Raw genomic sequence first — 16164 nt, 5'->3', positions numbered from 1 at the left:
GGCCTTCGTCATGCCGCGATGCCGCCGGTCTGCCGGGCGAGTTCGATGAGCCGGCAGTGTTCGTACCGGTCGCCGCAGTCTCGGCAGCCAGCCTCGGCGGCGTCGAAGCTGAAGCGGAGGGTGCCACCGCAGGGGCAGATGGCGGTGAGCTGGGCGGAAGGCTGCAGTCCGGCGTGGGCAGTGCAGACGCGCCTCACGTGGCCTATCTCCTTGGCGAACTCTTCGATCGCCGGATGCTGGCGGGTGGCCGCGTCGAGGTTGAAGCGGAGGGTGCCGACAGCGTGGTCGAGACGGTGGGCGAGCCGGCCGCCGCTGCTGGGGGTGGCGTATCCGCGGTCGGCCCAATCGACTACCCACGCTTCGACGGTGGAGACGACTCCGCCGTCGGCGATCAGGGAGAGGGCTTCGAGGCGGACGGGAACGGGGGCGGAGCGGCTGCCGCTGACCCGGGGGCCGTTGCCGCCAGCGCCGGGGGCAAGTCCCGCGGTGAGTTCGGCGTACAGACCAGGCAGGGCGGCGAGGTTGTCGTCGATGCGGCGCTGGCAGGGGTGGCAGCAGTAACGATCGGCCTCGTCGGCGCGGAGGGGGCAATGGCAGACACAGCAGGTGCTCAAGGCGTGCTCCTTGTGCGGCGGTGCGGTCGGTCAGGTGGTGGGGCGGTTCAGCGGCTGGTCGAGGGCGGCGTGCCGGGCGATGACGGCGAGTACGGCGTCTGCTGCGGCGCCGGCGTCGGAGCTGGTGTGGTCGGCCCAGGTGCAGATCGATTCGATGATCTGGCCGCGCAGGCTGGAGTCTGGGGCGGGCAGCAGGCGGAGGACGGTGCGGACGCGGTGCAGGTCGGCTTCGGCATTCGCCGCCCGTTGCCGCTGCTGCTCGTACTCGTCGGCGGTGGGCGCAACGTCGCCGCGTCCGCAGTGCGGGCAGTAGCCGGCGGCCGAGTCGGTCGAGCCGAGGCAATGCCAGACCATCCGGCCAAGCATGAATCGATGCGCAGGGTGCGTTCGCGTTCGGCCGCAAGCGCAAGTCTCGGGTGTGTCGGTCACAGCATCTCTCCTTGGATGGTCACGTCGATGACGGGCTTAAGCAGCCGCCACGCGTCTCCGCGGCCGGGTGGCCTGGCGTGGTCGGAGGTGAGCGGCCGGCCGCGCTCGTCGTTGTCGGCGGCGTTGGCGTAGGGGTTGCCGCGGCGGGCGGCCGGGACAGGGGCTGCTGCGGTGTCGCAGGGTTCGATGTCCCAGCCGGGCTGCCACAGCTCGAGCTGGCCGGTCACGTCTCAGCCTTCACGGCGGCCTGCTCCCGGTTGCTGTACGGCGGTTCGCCGCTCTGCTGCCACCAGCGGCCAGCGTCCTGGTCCCAGTGCTTGGACTCGGGGTGGCGGCCGGCGAGGAGCGTGCACGTCCAGCCGCTCCGCTGGTCGGCGCAGGCGAGAGGTTCGGGCTCGGGCGGCTGTTCGGTCATCGGCTGCTCCCGTCGGGCTGGGCTTCGTCCTCGTCGTCGCCCGGGTCCCAGGTGGCGAGGACGTCGCGGTTGGTGGTGGCCCACGCATAGGTCGGGCAGGGCCAGCGCTGCTCGCACTCGTCGCAGAGGCCGGACGTCATGCCGCCTGTGCTCTGGTCCTTGCTGTGGCCCTGGGCGATCCGGGCGAGCCTGCTGGCGTCGCTGCCGTTGTCGTCCCAGACGATCTCGGTGAAGCCGCCGTGTCCATGAACGTGATCGACGCTGAGCTGTCCCCGGTCCCAGAAGACGACCGAGGGGTGTTCGCCCCGCCAGCGGACGGACGCGGCGCCGTCGGGCCACAGGACACCGTCGGCGACGATGCCATCGCCGGAGACCCCGGTGACGTCGTGGTGGCGGAGGAGATGGAAGCGGCGGGACTCGGTCATCGGTGGCTCCTGCGGTAGAGGGTGCGGGTGAGGCTGTACAGGGCGCAGACGGCGATCGAGGCGAGGCACCAGCCGGCGGCCACGGCGAGGACGATCACGGCTCCTCCTTGAGGCTGCGGATGCGGGGCGCGGGCGAGCGTGGCGGCGGCGGGTCGTTGCGGGTCCGCCAGGCCTGCACGGTGGTGACCGGCTGGGTGACGAGCAGCAGCAGGATCTGCACTGCGTACACCGGCTGCGCAGCCCACCAGCGCCAGCTTCGGCGGCCTACGGGCGGCTGCTGCCAGACGAGGCGGTCGGCCCACTCGGTGAGACGGCGGGCGGGCTGCCAGAGACCGAGGATGTAGCCGATGACCAGGGCCGCGACGACGAGTTGCGTGGTGCTCATGCTCCGGCCTCCTCGGCGGTCCACCGCGCGTTGGCAATGGCGTCATCCGTGCTGGTCCACCGGTGGTGGTGGCTGCCGTGCGCGGCCCCGCAGAGACCGCAGAGCGCTTCGCCAGTCGGCGCCTGTCCGGCGGTCTGTCGGGCCACGTCGCGGAGCCCGGCAATGACCTCCTCCACGCGGTCGAGCGGTACGTACACGGTGGCCGTCCAGCAGCCGGTTGCGGTGAACTCCAGTACGCGGGTGCCGTCGCGGAGGGTGGCCGACGTGATCGCGAGGGTGCTGCGGTCATGGTCGGTGTACTCGAAGCTGCTCACGGTCTGCTCCTTGATCGGTGGGATGCTCGGTGGAGGCCGGCCCGCAGGTCGAGTGCGGGCCGGCGCTCGGGGTCAGTAGGCAGCGGTTCCCCAACGGCAGCCGATGCACAGCCAGGCCAGGAACGGGCGCTCGACGGTCGGGTGGCCGAGGTCGAAGGCGGTGGTGCCGCACTCGGGGCACTCGTCGGGCGCGTCCTCGGTGGGCTGCTCGTCAGGCATTCGGTGCCTCCGGAGCGGCCGGCGGGTCGATGTCCAGGGCGGCAAGCACCGCGTTGAGGACGGTGTCCGGATCGGCGCCCTCCTCGCCTGCCGCGCCCTCGATGGCGTGCCAGGCGGCATGGTGCTCCAGCTCGGTCAGGCGACGGTGCGGGGTGGCGGTGGCGTAGGTGCTGTGCCGGTAAAGCTGGATGCCGGTGCCCTTGCCGTCGGCCAGGAGGTGCCAGCGGCTATGCGCGAAGGCCCACGTCAGCACCACGTCGGGCGCTTCGTCGGCCGGGTCGTCGTCCGCGTGCCAGCTGTGCTCGTCGCTGATGTAGGCGACGGCCGCGTGGTGCTTCGCGGTGTCGAGATCCGCGTACAGGGTGAAGCCGTCCCAGGTGTCTACGTCCTCCCACCAGGCCTGCCAGCCGGTCGCGACGGCAGTGAGCTTGGGCGGGGCGGTGCGGTAGTCGATCGGGGTGGGCGCGGGCGTGGTCATGGTGGGTCTCCTTCGGTGTGCGCGAGGCCGGACGAACCGGGGCGGGGTGGTCAGCGTTCGCCGGGGAGACGGCGGTCGGCCTTGAAGCTGAGGCGGCCACCGATGGCCAGGGGTGCGGAGTGGCGCTGGTCGGTGTGGCCTTCGGGGAGGTCGCATCGGGCGGTGCCGTGGATGGGGCGGGCGCCGCACGGAGGTTCGGGCTGCTGCTGTTCGGGCAGGTCGGTCACGTCGGGCCTTTCGGTCGGTTGCGGCGGCGGACTGTCCTGCGCGGCCCCTGAGGGCCGTTCTGAGGGTCTAGTGAACCCCGGACGCCTTCTCGGCTAGTTCGGCCGCGAGACGGGCTTCTGTGGCTCCCTGGGGCCTGTTGTGTCGGCTACCGGGGGTATCAGTCCACGTTTGCGGGCTACGCGGACTGCTGCGGCCCGGCGTTCGTCGCGATCCATCCAGGCGACGTCCAACCGCTTGTAGGCCTCGGAGAGGCGGGCTGCGGCCTGTTCGCGACGGATGCCGAGGCGGGCGGCGACGACGGTGAGGGTGGCTCCGTCGGCGGCGGCTTCGAGGACGGCGGCCTGGGGGCGGGTCAGCGGCATCCGCGGCGGGCCGCTCATTGCCGGCCTGCCGCTTCGGCGTTGGTGCGGTACTCGACGGGCCACATGGGCGTCTTGCCGACGCCGGGGCAGTCCTCGGCGGTGGGGAATGCCGGGCGGTGCTTGCCCATCACTCCCGCTGCGGTCATGGCCCGGTCCTGCGTGCACCAGGAGCACCAGCCGCGAGGGCGGGCGGGCCGGGGGACCTCGGGGTAGACGATGCGGTACGTCGGGTGGTCTGTGACTGTCCGGCGTTCGCCTTCGACGCGGAGGCGGAGGTGCGGGCCACGGGTGCCGAGGATGACGGCGGGCTTGCCGCCGTAGGTCACGTGCATGCCATGTCGGGCGGGGACGCCGTAGTTACGGCGGATCCATTCCATGCTGCTGGTCATCGAGATCTCCGTTCGTGAGAGTCTTTCGGTGCGGACGCCCTCGCTTTCCTCGAGGGCGTCCGCACTGCTGTCAGGCGGGTTGACCGGTGGAGTCGAGTCGGTGGTAGTGGCTGATCCCGTCCCGGCCGGGCCGACGAAGTCCGCGCCGGCATACGTTCGGGTGGTCGGCCAGCAGTTCGGGTGTGCAGGGCACCCACGGGCCGGGGGCTGGCGGGCCGTCGAGGATCGCAAGGATGGCCATGCCGAGGTCCCAGGCGTCGGGCTCGTCCACGAGGTCGACCTGGGCGAGCAGGTTGCGGATGGCGGTGTGTCGTTCGGTGGTGGCTTCGGCGTGGAGGCGGAGGCGTTCGAGCTCGGTCATCAGGCGGCCTTTCGGGTGCGGAGGGCGGCGACGAGTGCGGCGCGGTGTCGGGCGGCGGTGGCGGGGCGGGTTCGGGGTCGGAGGATGGTTGCGGGTTGACGTCGGCTGCCGATGCAGGGCGTGCGGTTGGGGTCGCCGGGGATTCGGTGGACTCGGAGGGTGCCGTCGGCGTTGATGGCCCAGGGCTGGTTGCACCAGACGCAGTGGCCGCGGGGTGTCAGGTCGGGTGTGGAGGGTCGGGGGCCGCCGAAGGTTCCGTCGGGCCACTCCTCGGCAAGGAGCGCGTCGAGGGCGGTCACCGGTCGGCTTCGGTCGTCTCGTGGCCCTCCACGGAGCCCCCGCACCGGCCGCACTGGATGTGCTCGCCGACGTACTTGGTGCACCGGGCCGCCGCTGCTACGGCTTCCCCGACAGCGAAGGCGGATTCGAAGCAGCGGGCGCAGTGCCGGTCGCCGCAGGGCTGGCCCTTGTGGTGGGCGTCGGCAAGTCGGTCGAGTTCGGCGCGGATCTCCGGGTTCTTTACGATGCCGTCGGCGATCCAGAAGGCGAGCTTCCAGGTGTCAACGCTCAGGTTGATCTCTTGGGCGAGGAGGTGCTTGAGGCGGTCGTCGGCAGGCGGGTAGTCGGTCATGCGGCTGTCTCCTCAGCTTCGGTGTAGCGGGCGGGGTGGACGTCGTCGCGGCGGCGGCCGTTGTCGTGGCAGGGGTAGGTCTGGGGCACCTGGCAGGTGGTGCAGCAGGCGGTGGCGGTGGCCCAGGCGGCGAGGCGGGCGGGGCAGGGGGCGGTTTTGGTGTGGCGGCCGGAGATCGTCGTGCAACGCGCCTTCTCGGGGGCGCTGCAGTGGGGGCAGCGGTGGTCGTAGGCGGGGTGCCGGGGGCGGCCGGGGCGGAGGCTGGCGGGCATCGGGGCCGAGCGGGGCTGGGTCATCGCATGGCCTCGCTGGTGCGGTTGGGCCCGTATCCGAGCCACGTCGAGCGGCTGGGGTCGAGGGGCCGGCCCAGGTCCTCCGCCGCCGTCTTCACAAGGTGGTCCATCGCGGCTCGCCGGTCTGCGGGGGCGCGTTCGCCGTTGTGGATGTCGGCGAGGATCGGCCGAAGGGGGTAGGCCTCGATACGGATAGCGCCGCGGGTGCTGAGGACTGCGTGGCGGTCGCCGTAGTGGAGCCAGTCGGCTCCGTCGAGACTCTTCATGCGGGCGATGACGTCGATGCTGTTGCCGAGGGTCGTGCCGCCTGTGGTCCAGGCGTACCAGAAGCGGACGCTGCCGTTGGGGCGGTGGAAGAACATCCACAGGAAGGTCTGGGGCTCGAAGCCGTCGGCGATGCCGGAAGCGACGGCCTTCTCGACGGGGGTGGCGTTCGTGCTCGGGGTGAGCAGGGTGCTGGTCATGCGGTCTCCTGTTCGGGTTCGACGATCTCGGCGTCGGGGATGTCGGTGGTCACGGAGCCACTTCGAGGCATTCGGTGTCGGGCGGGCGCCAGCCGGCGTCCAGGAGTCGGGCGACGATCCGGCGGGCCGTCTCCTCGGGGGTGCCATCGCCGAACCCCGGGAAAGCCAGCGGGTTCTGGGCTCGGCCCTTCTGGACGGCGAGGACTGCGCTGACGTGAGCAGTGATCCACTGCTCTGCGACCTCGAGGCCGTTGCCGCCGCCCTCGTAGCTGAGGCGGGCCAGCTCGCAGGCGACTACGGCCATCCGCGGGTCGTCGGCCTTCATGCGGCACCTCGTCGGCTGGGGCCGTCCATGCCGATGACGGTGGTCATCTGCCGGAGCCGGTCGGTGATCCGGGCGCCGAGGGTGGTGGTGAGGTCGGGACCCTGCCGAGCACCCTTCTCGTCGCGGGAGTCCGCTTCGAGGTTGCTGGTGATGATCGTCGGCAGCGATTCGTTGTAGCGCTCGTTCAGCAGCCGGTACGTGGCTTCCTCGGTGAACTCGGTGATCTTCTCGGTGCCGAGGTCGTCGATGAGGAGCAGCGGGATTCGCTTCAGCCGCTTCACTTCGTACTCGGTGCCGCGTTCGCTGCCGCCCGGCCGGAGCAGGGCGTACATGTCCGGCGCGGTGACGGCGATGAACTCGTACTTCTCCGGCCCGGCGTCCGCGATCAGCCGGAGTGCACCGTAGGCCTCGTGGGTCTTGCCGGTACCGAAGGAGCCGGTGAGGAGCAGGAAGCCGGCGGACCGGGGTTCCGTCGCGGCCCGGTGGGCCCAGTCGCGGACACCGGGGTTGCTGCTGGTGGCGCCCTGGTAGCGGTAGGGGGTCGCCGCTTCCCAGCGCTTCAGCGCCCACTCGGCTCGCCGCTGGCGGTGAAACTCGGGATCACCGGGTTCGTTGGTCGGCCTGTCCACGATGGGACCTCCTTCGACGGGCGGGATGCCGCGGGCCTCGAGGGCGGCGGCGATACGGCGGGCGATGCGCTCGGCACCGGCCTCGCCGAGGCTCATTGGCTCGGTCATGCTCCGAATCCCTTGTGGTAGTTGGCTTTCGGGTTGGGCTGGAACGGGCGGTGCTTCTGACTGCCGACGACATGGAGGTCGGGCTGGCCGGCCGGGGCCTCGGGGTACTCGTCGTGGTAGCGCTCGTTGGCGAGCCAGTTCGCGGGGTAGCTCGTGTACTGGGGGTCCTTGCCAGCGACGGATCGGGCGTAGTTCCGGGCTGCCGTGACGATGAGCGTGGGGTTGACGCCCTTTCGCATGGCTTCGATCCAGCGCTCCTGGGCCTTGCCCCTGTTGATCCTCTTCGGGTAGGTCAGCCAGAACGCGCCGAAGGCTTCGAGTTGCTCGGCCGGTCGCGAGGAGGTTTCCTCCTCTTCCCCCTCCTTCAGAGGGGAAAGAGGAGTAGGGGTCCCGGAATCCCTGACACTGACGTCCCGGATTTCCTGACACTGAGATCCGTCAGTGTCAGCGAATCCCTGACACTGACCTTCGTTCTCAGTGTCAGGAGTTTCGGGACACTGGACAGCGTCAGCGTCAGGGATTCCGGGACTCTGAGAATGGTCAGTGTCCCGATTTTCGGGACCCTGAGAAGGGGGCTCAGTGTCCGCGATTTCCTGACACTGACTGTCGGGGAATTTGGGGATCTCGTACTTCGCGGTGCCGTTCTTTTGTCCGGCCGACAACTTCGTCAGCGCACCCTTGGTGATGAGGGACTTGATCACGGCGTACAGCTGGGATCGGCTGACCTTGGCGCCGCGGAGTACCTCGGGCCGTTCGACGCTGTTCCAGGTGATCCGGGTGTCGTCGTTGGCGTCCTCCGCCAGCGTGACGAGGAGCAGCTTCTCCCGGTGAGTCAGTGCCTCGGGCGCGCTCAGGAGCACGTCGACCATCAGGCGGATTCCCACGGGCGTCTTCTCTCTGGCTGGCTGGTGCGGGTGGGATGCCGCGGTCAGGCGGCGGCGGCGCGGTTGCGGATCCGGTGGACGGTCCGCGGGGTGCACCTGACGTGTTCGGCGATCAGGCGGGCGGAGAGGCCGCGGTCGGTGAGGGATCGGACGACGATCGCGCGTTCCCTTGGGGTCAGCCGAGCGGGCGGGTCGCCGGTGACGGCTCGCACAACAGCGCTCTCGTCCGGCGTGGCAGGCACGTACTTGAGCCGGTCACACTCCCGGCAGTAGGCCCAGCCGTTGGGCAGGCGGCGCAGGTGCTCGGGGAACGGGTGGCTGTGCTTGCAGGTCGGGCGGGTGGCCCGCCACGGGACGCCCATCAGGCGGCCTTTCGCACGTCGGGAGCGGTCTGCTTCTGCCGGTAGATGGAGAGGGCTCGCTGGAGGCCGTCGCGGGTGACGCCGAGACGTTCGGCGATCTGCTCTCGGGAGTAGCCCAGCCGCTCGAGTTCGAAGCAGTCCTCGGAGCGGGAGATATAGCCGGGGATCCGATCCGTGGCGGGTTCGAAGGCAGGGTCGTCGAAGTCCTCGACGTCCCAGTAATCCGGCCCGGCCCACTGCTCGCGTCGTGCCCTGCGCAGGTTGCGCACCGAGGTTCCACGCCGGTGCGCCAGTGCGGTGTAGCCGGCCTCGATACGTAGAGCCAGTTCACGGCGGATGGTCACGGCATGCCCGTTGACGAGATAGCTGGCCGTGGACTCTTCGATTTCGGCTGCGGCAGCAATCGCCTTCAGGGTGTGCCCGGCGGCGAAGAGGGCTCGGATGCGCCGGATAGAGCCGAGGGCGGCCACGGACCGAGTGGTATCGATTGCCTGGCCGGGGCGGATGGCGAGGATTGCGGTGGCGGTGCTGCTGCGCAGGCGGCCGTTTCGGCCGCTGGTGATGTTGGAGAGTGTGCTGCGCGGTACGCCGAGGGTGTCGGCGATCGCGGTGTAGGCGGCACCTGCCTGACGAAGTTTCTTGAGGTGTGCGCGGACAGGGGCGGCATCGATCAGAAGCGGGCGGCCTGTGGCCTTGAGGAGAAGGCGACGCTTGGTGTAGGCGTGCTCAGCTGCGCGGCATGGCTGGCAGTAGCAGCGGCCTGCTCCGCTGCGGTGGTTGCCGCGGGCTCGGGCGTAGGTGCCGTGAGGCGGGAGCGTCTTGCTGGTCATCGGTCTTCCTCCGTCCGCTGGTGCGGAAGCTGGGCCTGGAATTCGGCGGTGATGATCTGGGCGAACTTGCGGGCGATGTCGGCCCGCTCGGCCTGTTCGGCTTCGCGCCGGGCTTTGACGGCCTCGAGGTCGGCGGCGACCTGCTTGGCGCGGGCGGCCTCACTGGCGGTGCGGTCCCACAGGTCCTGCTCGCTGGTCCCGAGGGACCGCCAGGCGGCCCACCAGGTGGCGGCGGCTATGTCGAAGGCGAGCCAGGCGGCGGCGCCCCACCACAGCCAGCTCATGCGGCGGCGCTCCGTCGTGCGAGCCGGTCGGCTTCTCGCTTGGCGGCTATCTCGTGACCGCGGTCGGTGAGCCGCCAGACGCGGATCTCGTGCGCCTTGGTGCTGGGCAGATCGGACGGGACGCGTTCGCCGGTCTTCTCGATGATCCCGCCGTGGCTCAGACCGTTGATCGCCGCGCCGACGAACCCGCGGCCCATCTCGGGGAGGAACTGCCGAACGTCGTTGCAAGAGAAGGTGGAGTAGATGGTGCCGAAGTGCAGGACAGCCTGCTGGACGATGAACGTGTCCCAGGAGGACTGCTGACGGATCGTGGCGAGGAGAACGTCCTTCTCGGCGGAGGCGAGGCGTTCGGCGACTGTGAGGCGACGGACCATGGCGATGTCCTTCCGAATCTGCTGTCCTGGGTGGTGGCCGGCCTCGATTCCCGCGAGGCCGGCCGAGTTCTGCTACGGCTGGGCGGCGGGTTCCGGTGCGGCGCTCAGCCAGGCGAGGAGCGGGCTGGCGATGTCACGGGCACCGTTGGGGCGGTCGATGACCTTGCGGTTGAGGGCGGGGCAGCGGGACTTGAGGACTTCGAGGCGGTTGTCGATGTCCATGGCCACGGCAACGTCGAACTCGTACTCGATGCCCTTGCGCTGCTCGGGCCGCATGCCGACTTGCTGAGGCTTGCCGCCCTCCAGCACCCACTCGGTGTAGGAGCGCATCGAGCAGACGACGTGGCCGGGGTAGGCGAGGATCGCGGCGACCATGTCGTTCTGGATCGGCGTGCCGTCCTTCCAGCCAGCGAACTTGTTGCCGCCGTACTTGCTGCTGGCCCGCTCGACCTGGGCAAGGGTGCCGTCGGTGCCCTTCCAGAAGTGGGAGAGGCTGTCGACGAACACGGTGGGATAGCCCGCCTGGGCGGCGGAGTCGAGGACTCGGGCCAAGTCGCGTGGGTCGTAGCGGTCCATGGAGACCGTGTCGAAGCGGATCCCCTGGTGGCCGGCGTAGAGGTTGGAGGCTCCCGCTTCGGTGTCGACCACCGCGAAGGTGGCGCCTTCAGACAGGCCGTGGCAGATACTGAGGCCAGTCCAGGTCTTGCCGGCGCCGGACAGACCCTGGATGGACAGGCGAGCCTTGCGGCCTACCTTGCTCGCGGGCCGAAACGGGGACTGCTCGGGGGTGGCGTCCTGCTGCACGGGACGGGCTGTGCGGACGGGCGGGGGAAGCTGGGACACGATGGCTCCTAGGCGTACTGGCGCTCGATGTACGGCGGCAGCGAGATGACGGTGGAGGTCTCGGAGTAGGCGGGCCAGTGGCCGGTCTCTCGGCCGTAGAGGTAGCGGCCCGCGGCGAGGTGGGTGTCGCGCTGTCCGGCGTACCGGGCGACGGGGTCGAGTTCGGCGACCTGGACCAGGTACGGCGGCTGCTTCTCCTGGAAGATGAACTTGAAGGACGCGCCTTCGGGAAGCAGGCCCAGCTCGTAGGCTCCGCGCCGGTAGACGTGCTCCTGGATGTGGTACTTGAGCTCGTAGACGGTCTTGCTGAGCTTGTCCGGGTGGACGGACGTCGTCGTCTTGTAGTCGGCGATCAAGTCGGAGCGGAGCCAGTCGAAGCGGCTGCGCCACCAGATCTGCCCGTCGGTCCAGAAGATCGACTGCTCGGCGGCTCCGGAATCCGGCGTGAGGATCTCGGATGCTTCCGGGTCCGCGGCGAGCGCTTCGGCCATGTCGCAGATCTGCTGGTGGGCAGCCCGCTTGAGAGGGATCCCGCCGGCTTCCCGTATGGCGGCGACCTTGGCCTTGATCTCCTTCGTGTTCCAGAGGTCGGCGTCCACGACGACCAGCTCAGGCCCGTCGCCGAGGATGACGGTGTGAGCCGCGGTCCCGAACTCGAACGCCGACTTGAACGGCTGCGGGTGGTCGAGGAGGTGGGCGTAGCGGGCGGGACAGTCGGCGAGGAGCTTGGCGCCGGAAGCGGAGAGGCTGCCGCCGGGGACCGGGTCGGAGTGGTACAGCTCGGCAGAGATGTCGTACAGGCCTGGTTCGATCTCGGCGGTCGCGGTCACTTCTTGCTGGCCTTCTCGACGCAGCCCTCGCAGAGCAGCGGGCCGAACTCCCGGGAGAAGGGGCCGTTCTCGTCGCGGCAGTCGTGGCAGGCGACCAGGCTGCCGGTCATCGGCTCGAGGTCGAGACCGATGATGCGGGTGCTGCCCTGTCCGAGCAGGTTGTCGATGCGGTAGAGCGCGGCGACTTCGAAGGGCCGGCTGGCGTCGGTGCCGAGGAGGTACTGGAGGCGGCCTTCGAAGCTGTCGCCGCTGGCTACGCGGTCGCGGATGTCGTCGAGGAGCGCGACGAGCTGGTCGCGGGTCATCTGCTGCATGTCGTGTCCTAGGGATGGGTCGGCCGCCGCCCCGCGGGGGGAGGTGAGGCGGCGGCCGTGGCCGGAGCGGTTGGGGTGCGCTCGACGGCCGGCTGGGTGGTGGTGGGGTCCGCGCCCTCGACCTCGTGGCATTCGAGGTGCGCGGACCAGATCAGAGGCCCGGGACGTGAGCTGGGCCGGCCGCGGCGAGCGGCGACTGGTGGAGCGGAAGGACCGGGATCGGCTGCGCTGCGGTCACCGCGGGGTGAGCGGTCAGGGAGGACACGGCGGTGGTGTTCTGTCGCGTGGCCTCGACCGCGACGAGGAGCTGGTCCTCGAGCCGACTGGCCTTCGCGTTCGCTGCGTCCCGGGCTTCCGTGGCCTCGGCGAGCCGCTGCCGCAGGAGCCGGATCCCGGCCTCCGCCTTGGCGAGCTGGTGCTCGAGGACCGGGATACGGTCTATGGCCCGGTGCTGACCCCGCGGGCGGGCTATGAGGATGCTCATGCCGCCTCGTTCAGGCCGAGGGCCTTCTCGAGGGCCGCGTTCTCCTCGCGGAGCAGGGCGACCTCGGCCAGCAGCTCGGCAACGAAGGAGGGCGAGTCCTTCAGCCAGCGGGCGACGGCGTTGTCGACATCGACGATGCAGTCCGGGTCGTACTCGGTGCGGCCGACGGCGAGCTCGGTGCCGGTCTTCATCGACGACCACTTCTCCTTGGGCCGCGAGTCCCGGAACTTCAGGTCGCCGTAGACCGGGGTGTCGTGGCAGGGGTCGAGAAGTTCGTCGCCCTGACAGTCAGACGGGTGGGCGGCGGTGAGGATGTATTGGCGGCCGGAGTGGTCGGTGACCAGCTGGGGGCCGCCGCCGTTGCGGGTGCCGATCCAGCGCCACGGCGGTGCGGGCACCGCTTCGAGTGCGGCCTGCATCTCGGCTAGCCGACTCTGCGCCATCGGGATGGGCTGGGTTTGGCAGGTGCACGGTGCGGTGTCGCAGCAGGCGCCAGGGGCGAGAGGTACGTCGATCACTTCGCCACCGCCTTCGCGGCGTCCTGGCGGGCGAACTCGCGATCGATCCAGGCCTGCGGGTTGAATCCGAGCGCCTCGGCCACACCGAACGGGTCCGTCAGCTCCGGCATCTCGCCCTCCTCGGCGAGCTCCTCGACGAACGCGACGACACCCTCCGGGTCGACTTCGACGAGGCGAGCCAGCAGCCGGTGCACGCACCAGGCGGCGGCAGTGCCCGAAGCCCGCTCCCACATCGTCGACGGCGTGACGTCCTTCGCGACGCGCATGCCGATCGTGATGTGGGCGTTGAGGGCGAACTCGTGCAGGTCGCGGATCGGGTCGGTGGTCGTGGTCTCAGACACGGTTCCCCCTGAGGTAGTGGCGCCCGGCGAGGGCGATGGCGGCGAAGAACAGGCCCGCGAGGGCATCCAGGGCGAGAATCCGGCCGGTGCTCACGACGCCTCCCCGTAGAACTCGTCGGGGATCTCGATGAACCCGTCGAGGGCCGAGGCCCGCGTCGCCGGGTCCGTCACCCACGCGGGGGCTTCGCGGCGCGTCAGCCCCAGCGAGCGGAGCAGCGGGCCAGCTATCGGAACCGGTACGACCGGCAGGTTCGACAGCAGCGCCGACATGACCACCGTCTCCGTGCGCATCGCGGTCATGACGCCACCGCCGTAAGCAGCCGCAGGAACAACTGGCGCCGACTACGGCAGGCGACACACACGCAGCCACCGTCATGCCGCAGCGCGTCCATCGCACGTTCCGCAGCCAGCCGGCGAAGCATTGCCGCCTCGGCCTCCGGCAACATCAGCCGCGTCCGCATGCCCTCATGGGGCCAGCCGAGGCTCATGCTGCTTCCCCCCAGTTCGTGGCCCGCTGGCGGGCGATGTGCTGGTCCAGTCGGTACTCGCGGAGGACGGCTTCCGACCACTCCGCGGGCGGGCCGAACAGCTTCCGGAACTCGACGTCAGCCGCGGCAAGCGCGTCCTGCACGAGGTCCGCTGCGGGACGGGGCTCCATCGGGGCGCTCACGACGCCACTCCTGTGCCCGGCAGGCAGTTGCGGTAGGCGCAGCCCGGGACGGTGTACCGGCTGTCGGCGTCGAGGTCGAGGAGCTGGTGTCGCTGCTCCAGCAAGGCGCCGGCGCGCAGCCGCTCGGCCGCGGCCCGCTTCAGGGCGACCATCTGCAGGTCGGCTGCCAGCTCGGCGAGAGGCACGTCCAGGCGGGCGATCTCGGGCGTCGGGAGGAGGTCAGCCACGGGACTCACCGCGCAGCGACATCAGGAGGCCGATCGCGAAGTTGATGCCGTCAGCACGCTCGGCCAGCGGTGCGAAGCGGTAGACCTCAACCAGTCGGGCCTCAGCCTCGGCCAGCACCTCGGCGCGGTAGGCGTCGAGCTGCTCTTCCGGCGTCTCGTCGCTGACCGAACCGTTCTCGGCGGCACGCAGGCCGTGCAGGATGTCGTTGCGGGCGCTCATGACAGCACCGCCGTCGACTGCCGCAGCGCCGTCGCGGACAGGACCTTGTCGGCCGCCGCGTACTGGCCGAGCAGCGTCTCGCGGTCACCCTGATCCTCGACCGAGAGCAGCGGGCCGCGGAGCAGCTTCAGACCACGCTCGGCATCGAACATTGCGACCGCAGCCTCGATGTGGGCGGAAGGCCGCCGGGTCGCCGAGAACAGGGCTACGGAGAGGGGCGCAGCCGCAGGGGCCGCGGGCTTCGGGCGCTGGGAGGGGATCAGGTCAGCGACCCGATCGGGCATCATGTGGGTCATGGGGTCCTCTTCTCCTTGCATGTACGTGCAGGTGAGGGGCGGAACTTCGTAGGCCCTGGCCGGCGGTGTAAGGCCCGGCGGTCAGGGCCGCATAGCCGCTCTAGGCGGCGGACTTGGCCCGGCTCTTGTGGGCCGACTTGTGCGGAACCCCGGCGACGATGTCGCGGATGTTCTGCGCACTCCATCGCTTGAACTTGCCGAGCCGGGTGTGCTGGATCCGGTCGGCGCCCGCAGCGCGATTCAGCCAGCGAGCGCTCATCCGGGTGTACTGGCTGGCTTCGTGGACCTCGTACAGCCGGTGATCCTGCAGGGGCGGAAGCTCTTCGATGGAGAGCAGTAGCCCGGTGTGGGGCGTGGTCACGTGTCCTCCTTGAGGATTGCCTTGAGTGGGACGGCGAGTGCCGTTGCGATGAGCTGCAACGTCGAGGGAGACGCGCCGCGATCTCCGGTTTCGATCCGAGAAAGGAAAGGCCTGGTCAGGCCTGTTCTTCGTTCGAGTTCCCGCAGGCCGCAGCCGCTCCTCTCCCGTATTACCCGGATCGCAACTCCGTTGGGCTTCATCGATACTTACGTTAGACATTGGATCGACTTCACGCAAGCGGTTCGCCGCATAGAAACGACTTGAATCGACATTGGATAGACTTTGGGGGCGTGAAGCGGCGCGTAAGGGCGCGAAAGGCAACCGCCATTGGCACATGCGCACTCTTAAGCGCAGGTCAAAAGGCCTGAACCAACCACGCGCGGTTGCCGACTCGTGAGGCATCATGAGCGCATGGATCGTGACTGGAAACGACTCGGCCGAGCCATCAAGGCGCAGCGTGACCACCTAGGTCTGGCCCGTCAGGACGACCTCGCCGCAGCAGCGGGAGTGAACCGGCAAACCATCCAGTCCCTTGAGGCCGGCAAGGAACGCACGCGTATGCCCGCCTCCATCAGCAAGGTGGAGAAGGCTCTGTCGTGGGAGCCGGGAACCGCCGCCCGCATCCTCTCCGAACCGTCCAGCGAGGGACCGGCCCCACGCTTCGCCGAAGGCATGCCTCTACGAGTCGCACAGGAGCTGTCCGACGGGCAGGTCTTCGAGACGGAGGTTCTCGACCTCACGCTCCCTGGATCCAAGTCCCGGCTTGTCGTGGTCTTCAAGCACGACAGCGAAGCAGCGGACATGGCTCCCAGTGAGCTGCGAGCGGCCCTTCGCGAGTGGACTCGCATCCAGCGGGCCCTTCGTCAGATCACCGCCGGCGACGAAGCCGACGAGGCCTAGCAGATCTCTCCACCATTTCTGACGCGATGCTCCACACTTCACCTAACTGTGTGACATCGTTTGGCTACCTGCGAGGGGGGCTACCGCGTCAGGTGATGTGAGGGGGCCGCATGTTGGTCCGCGTGATCCGGGTTGCCGCCATGCCCGGTGGGCTGTCGCTCGTCATTGACGATCAGCCTGATTGCCCAGTCGTCTGGGTCCTCAAGGAGGACTACAGTGCCGCCGCTGCGAGCATGCTCGAGGCCGCGATGAACGTGTCCGTTTGGTATTGGGACCGCAAGCCTTCCGTGTCCCGAGCTAATCTTCGGGCGGTGTAGTCACCGGGCCGCCATACCTGTTGCAGTCTCGGGATGGGCC

Annotated in this window: 38 protein-coding genes; 2 read left to right on the top strand and 36 right to left on the bottom strand. The window is 69.6% G+C overall.

The features are described from left to right. Positions 1–8: 8 nt before the first annotated feature. From J7E97_RS08000 to J7E97_RS07825, 36 genes are all read right to left on the bottom strand, one after another. On the bottom strand, positions 9–614 hold the full coding sequence (locus tag J7E97_RS08000) for a hypothetical protein (RefSeq protein WP_215023846.1): 606 nt from the start codon (positions 612–614) through the stop codon (positions 9–11). Positions 615–644: 30 nt separating this feature from the next. Continuing rightward, positions 645–968, bottom strand: a complete 324-nt coding sequence (locus J7E97_RS07995; protein ID WP_215023845.1) for a hypothetical protein — start codon at positions 966–968, stop codon at positions 645–647. A gap of 71 nt (positions 969–1039) precedes the next feature. Next, entirely contained in the window at positions 1040–1270 is a 231-nt protein-coding gene (locus tag J7E97_RS07990) for a hypothetical protein (RefSeq protein ID WP_215023843.1), read from the bottom strand. Beyond that, entirely contained in the window at positions 1267–1458 is a 192-nt protein-coding gene (locus tag J7E97_RS07985) for a hypothetical protein (RefSeq protein ID WP_215023840.1), read from the bottom strand. Before J7E97_RS07985 ends, J7E97_RS07990 begins: the two co-directional genes overlap by 4 nt. Continuing rightward, positions 1455–1883, bottom strand: a complete 429-nt coding sequence (locus J7E97_RS35625; RefSeq protein WP_251054063.1) for a hypothetical protein — start codon at positions 1881–1883, stop codon at positions 1455–1457. The genes J7E97_RS07985 and J7E97_RS35625 overlap by 4 nt, the downstream gene beginning before the upstream one ends. 94 nt (positions 1884–1977) lie before the next feature. Continuing rightward, positions 1978–2268: a hypothetical protein gene (locus J7E97_RS07975; protein ID WP_215023838.1), complete on the bottom strand. Its 291-nt coding sequence runs from the start codon at positions 2266–2268 to the stop codon at positions 1978–1980. Further along, positions 2265–2582 carry a hypothetical protein gene (locus tag J7E97_RS07970; RefSeq protein WP_215023837.1) on the bottom strand — a complete coding sequence of 106 codons (318 nt, stop codon included), beginning with the start codon at positions 2580–2582 and terminating at the stop codon, positions 2265–2267. The genes J7E97_RS07975 and J7E97_RS07970 overlap by 4 nt, the downstream gene beginning before the upstream one ends. Positions 2583–2654: 72 nt before the next feature. Further along, positions 2655–2801 (bottom strand): hypothetical protein, encoded by a 147-nt coding sequence (locus J7E97_RS07965; protein WP_215023835.1) that lies wholly within the window; start codon positions 2799–2801, stop codon positions 2655–2657. Then, positions 2794–3279, bottom strand: a complete 486-nt coding sequence (locus J7E97_RS07960; RefSeq protein WP_215023833.1) for a hypothetical protein — start codon at positions 3277–3279, stop codon at positions 2794–2796. The genes J7E97_RS07965 and J7E97_RS07960 overlap by 8 nt, the downstream gene beginning before the upstream one ends. A gap of 50 nt (positions 3280–3329) precedes the next feature. Continuing rightward, a complete protein-coding gene (locus J7E97_RS07955; RefSeq protein WP_215023831.1) occupies positions 3330–3506 on the bottom strand; it encodes a hypothetical protein in 177 nt (58 codons plus the stop codon). A 93-nt stretch (positions 3507–3599) separates the two neighbouring features. After that, positions 3600–3887 (bottom strand): hypothetical protein, encoded by a 288-nt coding sequence (locus J7E97_RS07950; RefSeq protein WP_215023829.1) that lies wholly within the window; start codon positions 3885–3887, stop codon positions 3600–3602. Then, on the bottom strand, positions 3884–4258 hold the full coding sequence (locus tag J7E97_RS07945; protein WP_215023827.1) for a hypothetical protein: 375 nt from the start codon (positions 4256–4258) through the stop codon (positions 3884–3886). Before J7E97_RS07945 ends, J7E97_RS07950 begins: the two co-directional genes overlap by 4 nt. Before the next feature lie 70 nt (positions 4259–4328). Continuing rightward, positions 4329–4619, bottom strand: a complete 291-nt coding sequence (locus tag J7E97_RS07940; RefSeq protein ID WP_215023825.1) for a hypothetical protein — start codon at positions 4617–4619, stop codon at positions 4329–4331. A gap of 295 nt (positions 4620–4914) precedes the next feature. Continuing rightward, entirely contained in the window at positions 4915–5250 is a 336-nt protein-coding gene (locus J7E97_RS07935; protein ID WP_215023823.1) for a hypothetical protein, read from the bottom strand. After that, positions 5247–5522, bottom strand: coding sequence for a hypothetical protein (locus tag J7E97_RS07930; RefSeq protein ID WP_251054062.1), 276 nt, complete (start codon positions 5520–5522; stop codon positions 5247–5249). Before J7E97_RS07930 ends, J7E97_RS07935 begins: the two co-directional genes overlap by 4 nt. Before the next feature lie 20 nt (positions 5523–5542). Further along, the gene (locus J7E97_RS07925; protein ID WP_215023819.1) at positions 5543–6007 is read right to left on the bottom strand and encodes a hypothetical protein; all 465 of its coding nucleotides are present in this window, start codon (positions 6005–6007) and stop codon (positions 5543–5545) included. Between the two features lie 49 nt (positions 6008–6056). Beyond that, positions 6057–6332: a hypothetical protein gene (locus J7E97_RS07920; RefSeq protein ID WP_215023817.1), complete on the bottom strand. Its 276-nt coding sequence runs from the start codon at positions 6330–6332 to the stop codon at positions 6057–6059. Continuing rightward, positions 6329–7069, bottom strand: a complete 741-nt coding sequence (locus tag J7E97_RS07915; protein WP_215023815.1) for an ATP-binding protein — start codon at positions 7067–7069, stop codon at positions 6329–6331. Before J7E97_RS07915 ends, J7E97_RS07920 begins: the two co-directional genes overlap by 4 nt. Further along, positions 7066–7938, bottom strand: a complete 873-nt coding sequence (locus J7E97_RS07910) for a hypothetical protein (RefSeq protein ID WP_215023813.1) — start codon at positions 7936–7938, stop codon at positions 7066–7068. Before J7E97_RS07910 ends, J7E97_RS07915 begins: the two co-directional genes overlap by 4 nt. 59 nt (positions 7939–7997) lie before the next feature. Then, entirely contained in the window at positions 7998–8315 is a 318-nt protein-coding gene (locus J7E97_RS07905) for a hypothetical protein (protein ID WP_215023811.1), read from the bottom strand. Next, positions 8315–9145 carry a hypothetical protein gene (locus tag J7E97_RS07900; protein ID WP_215023809.1) on the bottom strand — a complete coding sequence of 277 codons (831 nt, stop codon included), beginning with the start codon at positions 9143–9145 and terminating at the stop codon, positions 8315–8317. Before J7E97_RS07900 ends, J7E97_RS07905 begins: the two co-directional genes overlap by 1 nt. After that, positions 9142–9429: a hypothetical protein gene (locus J7E97_RS07895; RefSeq protein WP_215023807.1), complete on the bottom strand. Its 288-nt coding sequence runs from the start codon at positions 9427–9429 to the stop codon at positions 9142–9144. The genes J7E97_RS07900 and J7E97_RS07895 overlap by 4 nt, the downstream gene beginning before the upstream one ends. Next, the gene (locus J7E97_RS07890; protein ID WP_215023805.1) at positions 9426–9803 is read right to left on the bottom strand and encodes a hypothetical protein; all 378 of its coding nucleotides are present in this window, start codon (positions 9801–9803) and stop codon (positions 9426–9428) included. The genes J7E97_RS07895 and J7E97_RS07890 overlap by 4 nt, the downstream gene beginning before the upstream one ends. A 72-nt stretch (positions 9804–9875) precedes the next feature. Further along, positions 9876–10646, bottom strand: coding sequence for an AAA family ATPase (locus J7E97_RS07885; protein ID WP_308346426.1), 771 nt, complete (start codon positions 10644–10646; stop codon positions 9876–9878). Between the two features lie 8 nt (positions 10647–10654). Then, positions 10655–11476: a PD-(D/E)XK nuclease-like domain-containing protein gene (locus J7E97_RS07880; protein WP_215023803.1), complete on the bottom strand. Its 822-nt coding sequence runs from the start codon at positions 11474–11476 to the stop codon at positions 10655–10657. Further along, positions 11473–11790, bottom strand: a complete 318-nt coding sequence (locus J7E97_RS07875) for a hypothetical protein (RefSeq protein WP_215023801.1) — start codon at positions 11788–11790, stop codon at positions 11473–11475. Before J7E97_RS07875 ends, J7E97_RS07880 begins: the two co-directional genes overlap by 4 nt. 151 nt (positions 11791–11941) lie before the next feature. Next, positions 11942–12274, bottom strand: a complete 333-nt coding sequence (locus J7E97_RS07870) for a hypothetical protein (protein WP_215023799.1) — start codon at positions 12272–12274, stop codon at positions 11942–11944. Further along, the gene (locus J7E97_RS07865; protein WP_215023797.1) at positions 12271–12693 is read right to left on the bottom strand and encodes a hypothetical protein; all 423 of its coding nucleotides are present in this window, start codon (positions 12691–12693) and stop codon (positions 12271–12273) included. Before J7E97_RS07865 ends, J7E97_RS07870 begins: the two co-directional genes overlap by 4 nt. A gap of 95 nt (positions 12694–12788) precedes the next feature. Further along, positions 12789–13133 (bottom strand): hypothetical protein, encoded by a 345-nt coding sequence (locus J7E97_RS07860; protein WP_215023795.1) that lies wholly within the window; start codon positions 13131–13133, stop codon positions 12789–12791. Between the two features lie 90 nt (positions 13134–13223). Further along, the gene (locus J7E97_RS07855) at positions 13224–13433 is read right to left on the bottom strand and encodes a hypothetical protein (protein ID WP_215023793.1); all 210 of its coding nucleotides are present in this window, start codon (positions 13431–13433) and stop codon (positions 13224–13226) included. Between the two features lie 184 nt (positions 13434–13617). Next, positions 13618–13803, bottom strand: coding sequence for a hypothetical protein (locus J7E97_RS07850; RefSeq protein WP_215023792.1), 186 nt, complete (start codon positions 13801–13803; stop codon positions 13618–13620). Further along, positions 13800–14030, bottom strand: coding sequence for a hypothetical protein (locus J7E97_RS07845; RefSeq protein WP_215023790.1), 231 nt, complete (start codon positions 14028–14030; stop codon positions 13800–13802). Before J7E97_RS07845 ends, J7E97_RS07850 begins: the two co-directional genes overlap by 4 nt. Further along, a complete protein-coding gene (locus J7E97_RS07840; protein WP_215023788.1) occupies positions 14023–14250 on the bottom strand; it encodes a hypothetical protein in 228 nt (75 codons plus the stop codon). Before J7E97_RS07840 ends, J7E97_RS07845 begins: the two co-directional genes overlap by 8 nt. Next, entirely contained in the window at positions 14247–14546 is a 300-nt protein-coding gene (locus tag J7E97_RS07835; RefSeq protein ID WP_215023786.1) for a hypothetical protein, read from the bottom strand. Before J7E97_RS07835 ends, J7E97_RS07840 begins: the two co-directional genes overlap by 4 nt. Before the next feature lie 100 nt (positions 14547–14646). Beyond that, positions 14647–14907, bottom strand: a complete 261-nt coding sequence (locus J7E97_RS07830; RefSeq protein ID WP_215023784.1) for a hypothetical protein — start codon at positions 14905–14907, stop codon at positions 14647–14649. Continuing rightward, a complete protein-coding gene (locus tag J7E97_RS07825) occupies positions 14904–15107 on the bottom strand; it encodes a helix-turn-helix domain-containing protein (RefSeq protein ID WP_215023782.1) in 204 nt (67 codons plus the stop codon). The genes J7E97_RS07830 and J7E97_RS07825 overlap by 4 nt, the downstream gene beginning before the upstream one ends. A gap of 211 nt (positions 15108–15318) precedes the next feature. On the opposite strand from J7E97_RS07825, the gene J7E97_RS07820 reads away from it, so the two are divergent. Next, the gene (locus J7E97_RS07820) at positions 15319–15807 is read left to right on the top strand and encodes a helix-turn-helix transcriptional regulator (protein ID WP_215023780.1); all 489 of its coding nucleotides are present in this window, start codon (positions 15319–15321) and stop codon (positions 15805–15807) included. A gap of 110 nt (positions 15808–15917) precedes the next feature. Then, a complete protein-coding gene (locus J7E97_RS07815) occupies positions 15918–16124 on the top strand; it encodes a hypothetical protein (protein WP_215023778.1) in 207 nt (68 codons plus the stop codon). The last annotated feature ends 40 nt before the right edge of the window (positions 16125–16164 follow it).

Source organism: Streptomyces sp. ISL-66, assembly GCF_018614135.1.
Lineage (GTDB): Bacteria > Actinomycetota > Actinomycetes > Streptomycetales > Streptomycetaceae > Streptomyces.
This window is presented reverse-complemented; position numbering and strand designations above follow the sequence as displayed.

Coding starts and splice junctions, on each gene's coding strand:
- J7E97_RS07995 (WP_215023845.1), bottom strand. CDS start 968: ATGGTCTGGCATTGCCTCGGCTCGACCGACTCGGCCGCCGGCTACTGC.
- J7E97_RS07985 (WP_215023840.1), bottom strand. CDS start 1,458: ATGACCGAACAGCCGCCCGAGCCCGAACCTCTCGCCTGCGCCGACCAG.
- J7E97_RS35625 (WP_251054063.1), bottom strand. CDS start 1,883: ATGACCGAGTCCCGCCGCTTCCATCTCCTCCGCCACCACGACGTCACC.
- J7E97_RS07975 (WP_215023838.1), bottom strand. CDS start 2,268: ATGAGCACCACGCAACTCGTCGTCGCGGCCCTGGTCATCGGCTACATC.
- J7E97_RS07965 (WP_215023835.1), bottom strand. CDS start 2,801: ATGCCTGACGAGCAGCCCACCGAGGACGCGCCCGACGAGTGCCCCGAG.
- J7E97_RS07960 (WP_215023833.1), bottom strand. CDS start 3,279: ATGACCACGCCCGCGCCCACCCCGATCGACTACCGCACCGCCCCGCCC.
- J7E97_RS07950 (WP_215023829.1), bottom strand. CDS start 3,887: ATGAGCGGCCCGCCGCGGATGCCGCTGACCCGCCCCCAGGCCGCCGTC.
- J7E97_RS07945 (WP_215023827.1), bottom strand. CDS start 4,258: ATGACCAGCAGCATGGAATGGATCCGCCGTAACTACGGCGTCCCCGCC.
- J7E97_RS07940 (WP_215023825.1), bottom strand. CDS start 4,619: ATGACCGAGCTCGAACGCCTCCGCCTCCACGCCGAAGCCACCACCGAA.
- J7E97_RS07935 (WP_215023823.1), bottom strand. CDS start 5,250: ATGACCGACTACCCGCCTGCCGACGACCGCCTCAAGCACCTCCTCGCC.
- J7E97_RS07930 (WP_251054062.1), bottom strand. CDS start 5,522: ATGCCCGCCAGCCTCCGCCCCGGCCGCCCCCGGCACCCCGCCTACGAC.
- J7E97_RS07925 (WP_215023819.1), bottom strand. CDS start 6,007: ATGACCAGCACCCTGCTCACCCCGAGCACGAACGCCACCCCCGTCGAG.
- J7E97_RS07920 (WP_215023817.1), bottom strand. CDS start 6,332: ATGAAGGCCGACGACCCGCGGATGGCCGTAGTCGCCTGCGAGCTGGCC.
- J7E97_RS07915 (WP_215023815.1), bottom strand. CDS start 7,069: ATGACCGAGCCAATGAGCCTCGGCGAGGCCGGTGCCGAGCGCATCGCC.
- J7E97_RS07910 (WP_215023813.1), bottom strand. CDS start 7,938: ATGGTCGACGTGCTCCTGAGCGCGCCCGAGGCACTGACTCACCGGGAG.
- J7E97_RS07905 (WP_215023811.1), bottom strand. CDS start 8,315: ATGGGCGTCCCGTGGCGGGCCACCCGCCCGACCTGCAAGCACAGCCAC.
- J7E97_RS07900 (WP_215023809.1), bottom strand. CDS start 9,145: ATGACCAGCAAGACGCTCCCGCCTCACGGCACCTACGCCCGAGCCCGC.
- J7E97_RS07895 (WP_215023807.1), bottom strand. CDS start 9,429: ATGAGCTGGCTGTGGTGGGGCGCCGCCGCCTGGCTCGCCTTCGACATA.
- J7E97_RS07890 (WP_215023805.1), bottom strand. CDS start 9,803: ATGGTCCGTCGCCTCACAGTCGCCGAACGCCTCGCCTCCGCCGAGAAG.
- J7E97_RS07875 (WP_215023801.1), bottom strand. CDS start 11,790: ATGCAGCAGATGACCCGCGACCAGCTCGTCGCGCTCCTCGACGACATC.
- J7E97_RS07870 (WP_215023799.1), bottom strand. CDS start 12,274: ATGAGCATCCTCATAGCCCGCCCGCGGGGTCAGCACCGGGCCATAGAC.
- J7E97_RS07865 (WP_215023797.1), bottom strand. CDS start 12,693: ATGCAGGCCGCACTCGAAGCGGTGCCCGCACCGCCGTGGCGCTGGATC.
- J7E97_RS07855 (WP_215023793.1), bottom strand. CDS start 13,433: ATGACCGCGATGCGCACGGAGACGGTGGTCATGTCGGCGCTGCTGTCG.
- J7E97_RS07840 (WP_215023788.1), bottom strand. CDS start 14,250: ATGAGCGCCCGCAACGACATCCTGCACGGCCTGCGTGCCGCCGAGAAC.
- J7E97_RS07835 (WP_215023786.1), bottom strand. CDS start 14,546: ATGACCCACATGATGCCCGATCGGGTCGCTGACCTGATCCCCTCCCAG.
- J7E97_RS07825 (WP_215023782.1), bottom strand. CDS start 15,107: ATGAAGCCCAACGGAGTTGCGATCCGGGTAATACGGGAGAGGAGCGGC.
- J7E97_RS07820 (WP_215023780.1), top strand. CDS start 15,319: ATGGATCGTGACTGGAAACGACTCGGCCGAGCCATCAAGGCGCAGCGT.
- J7E97_RS07815 (WP_215023778.1), top strand. CDS start 15,918: ATGTTGGTCCGCGTGATCCGGGTTGCCGCCATGCCCGGTGGGCTGTCG.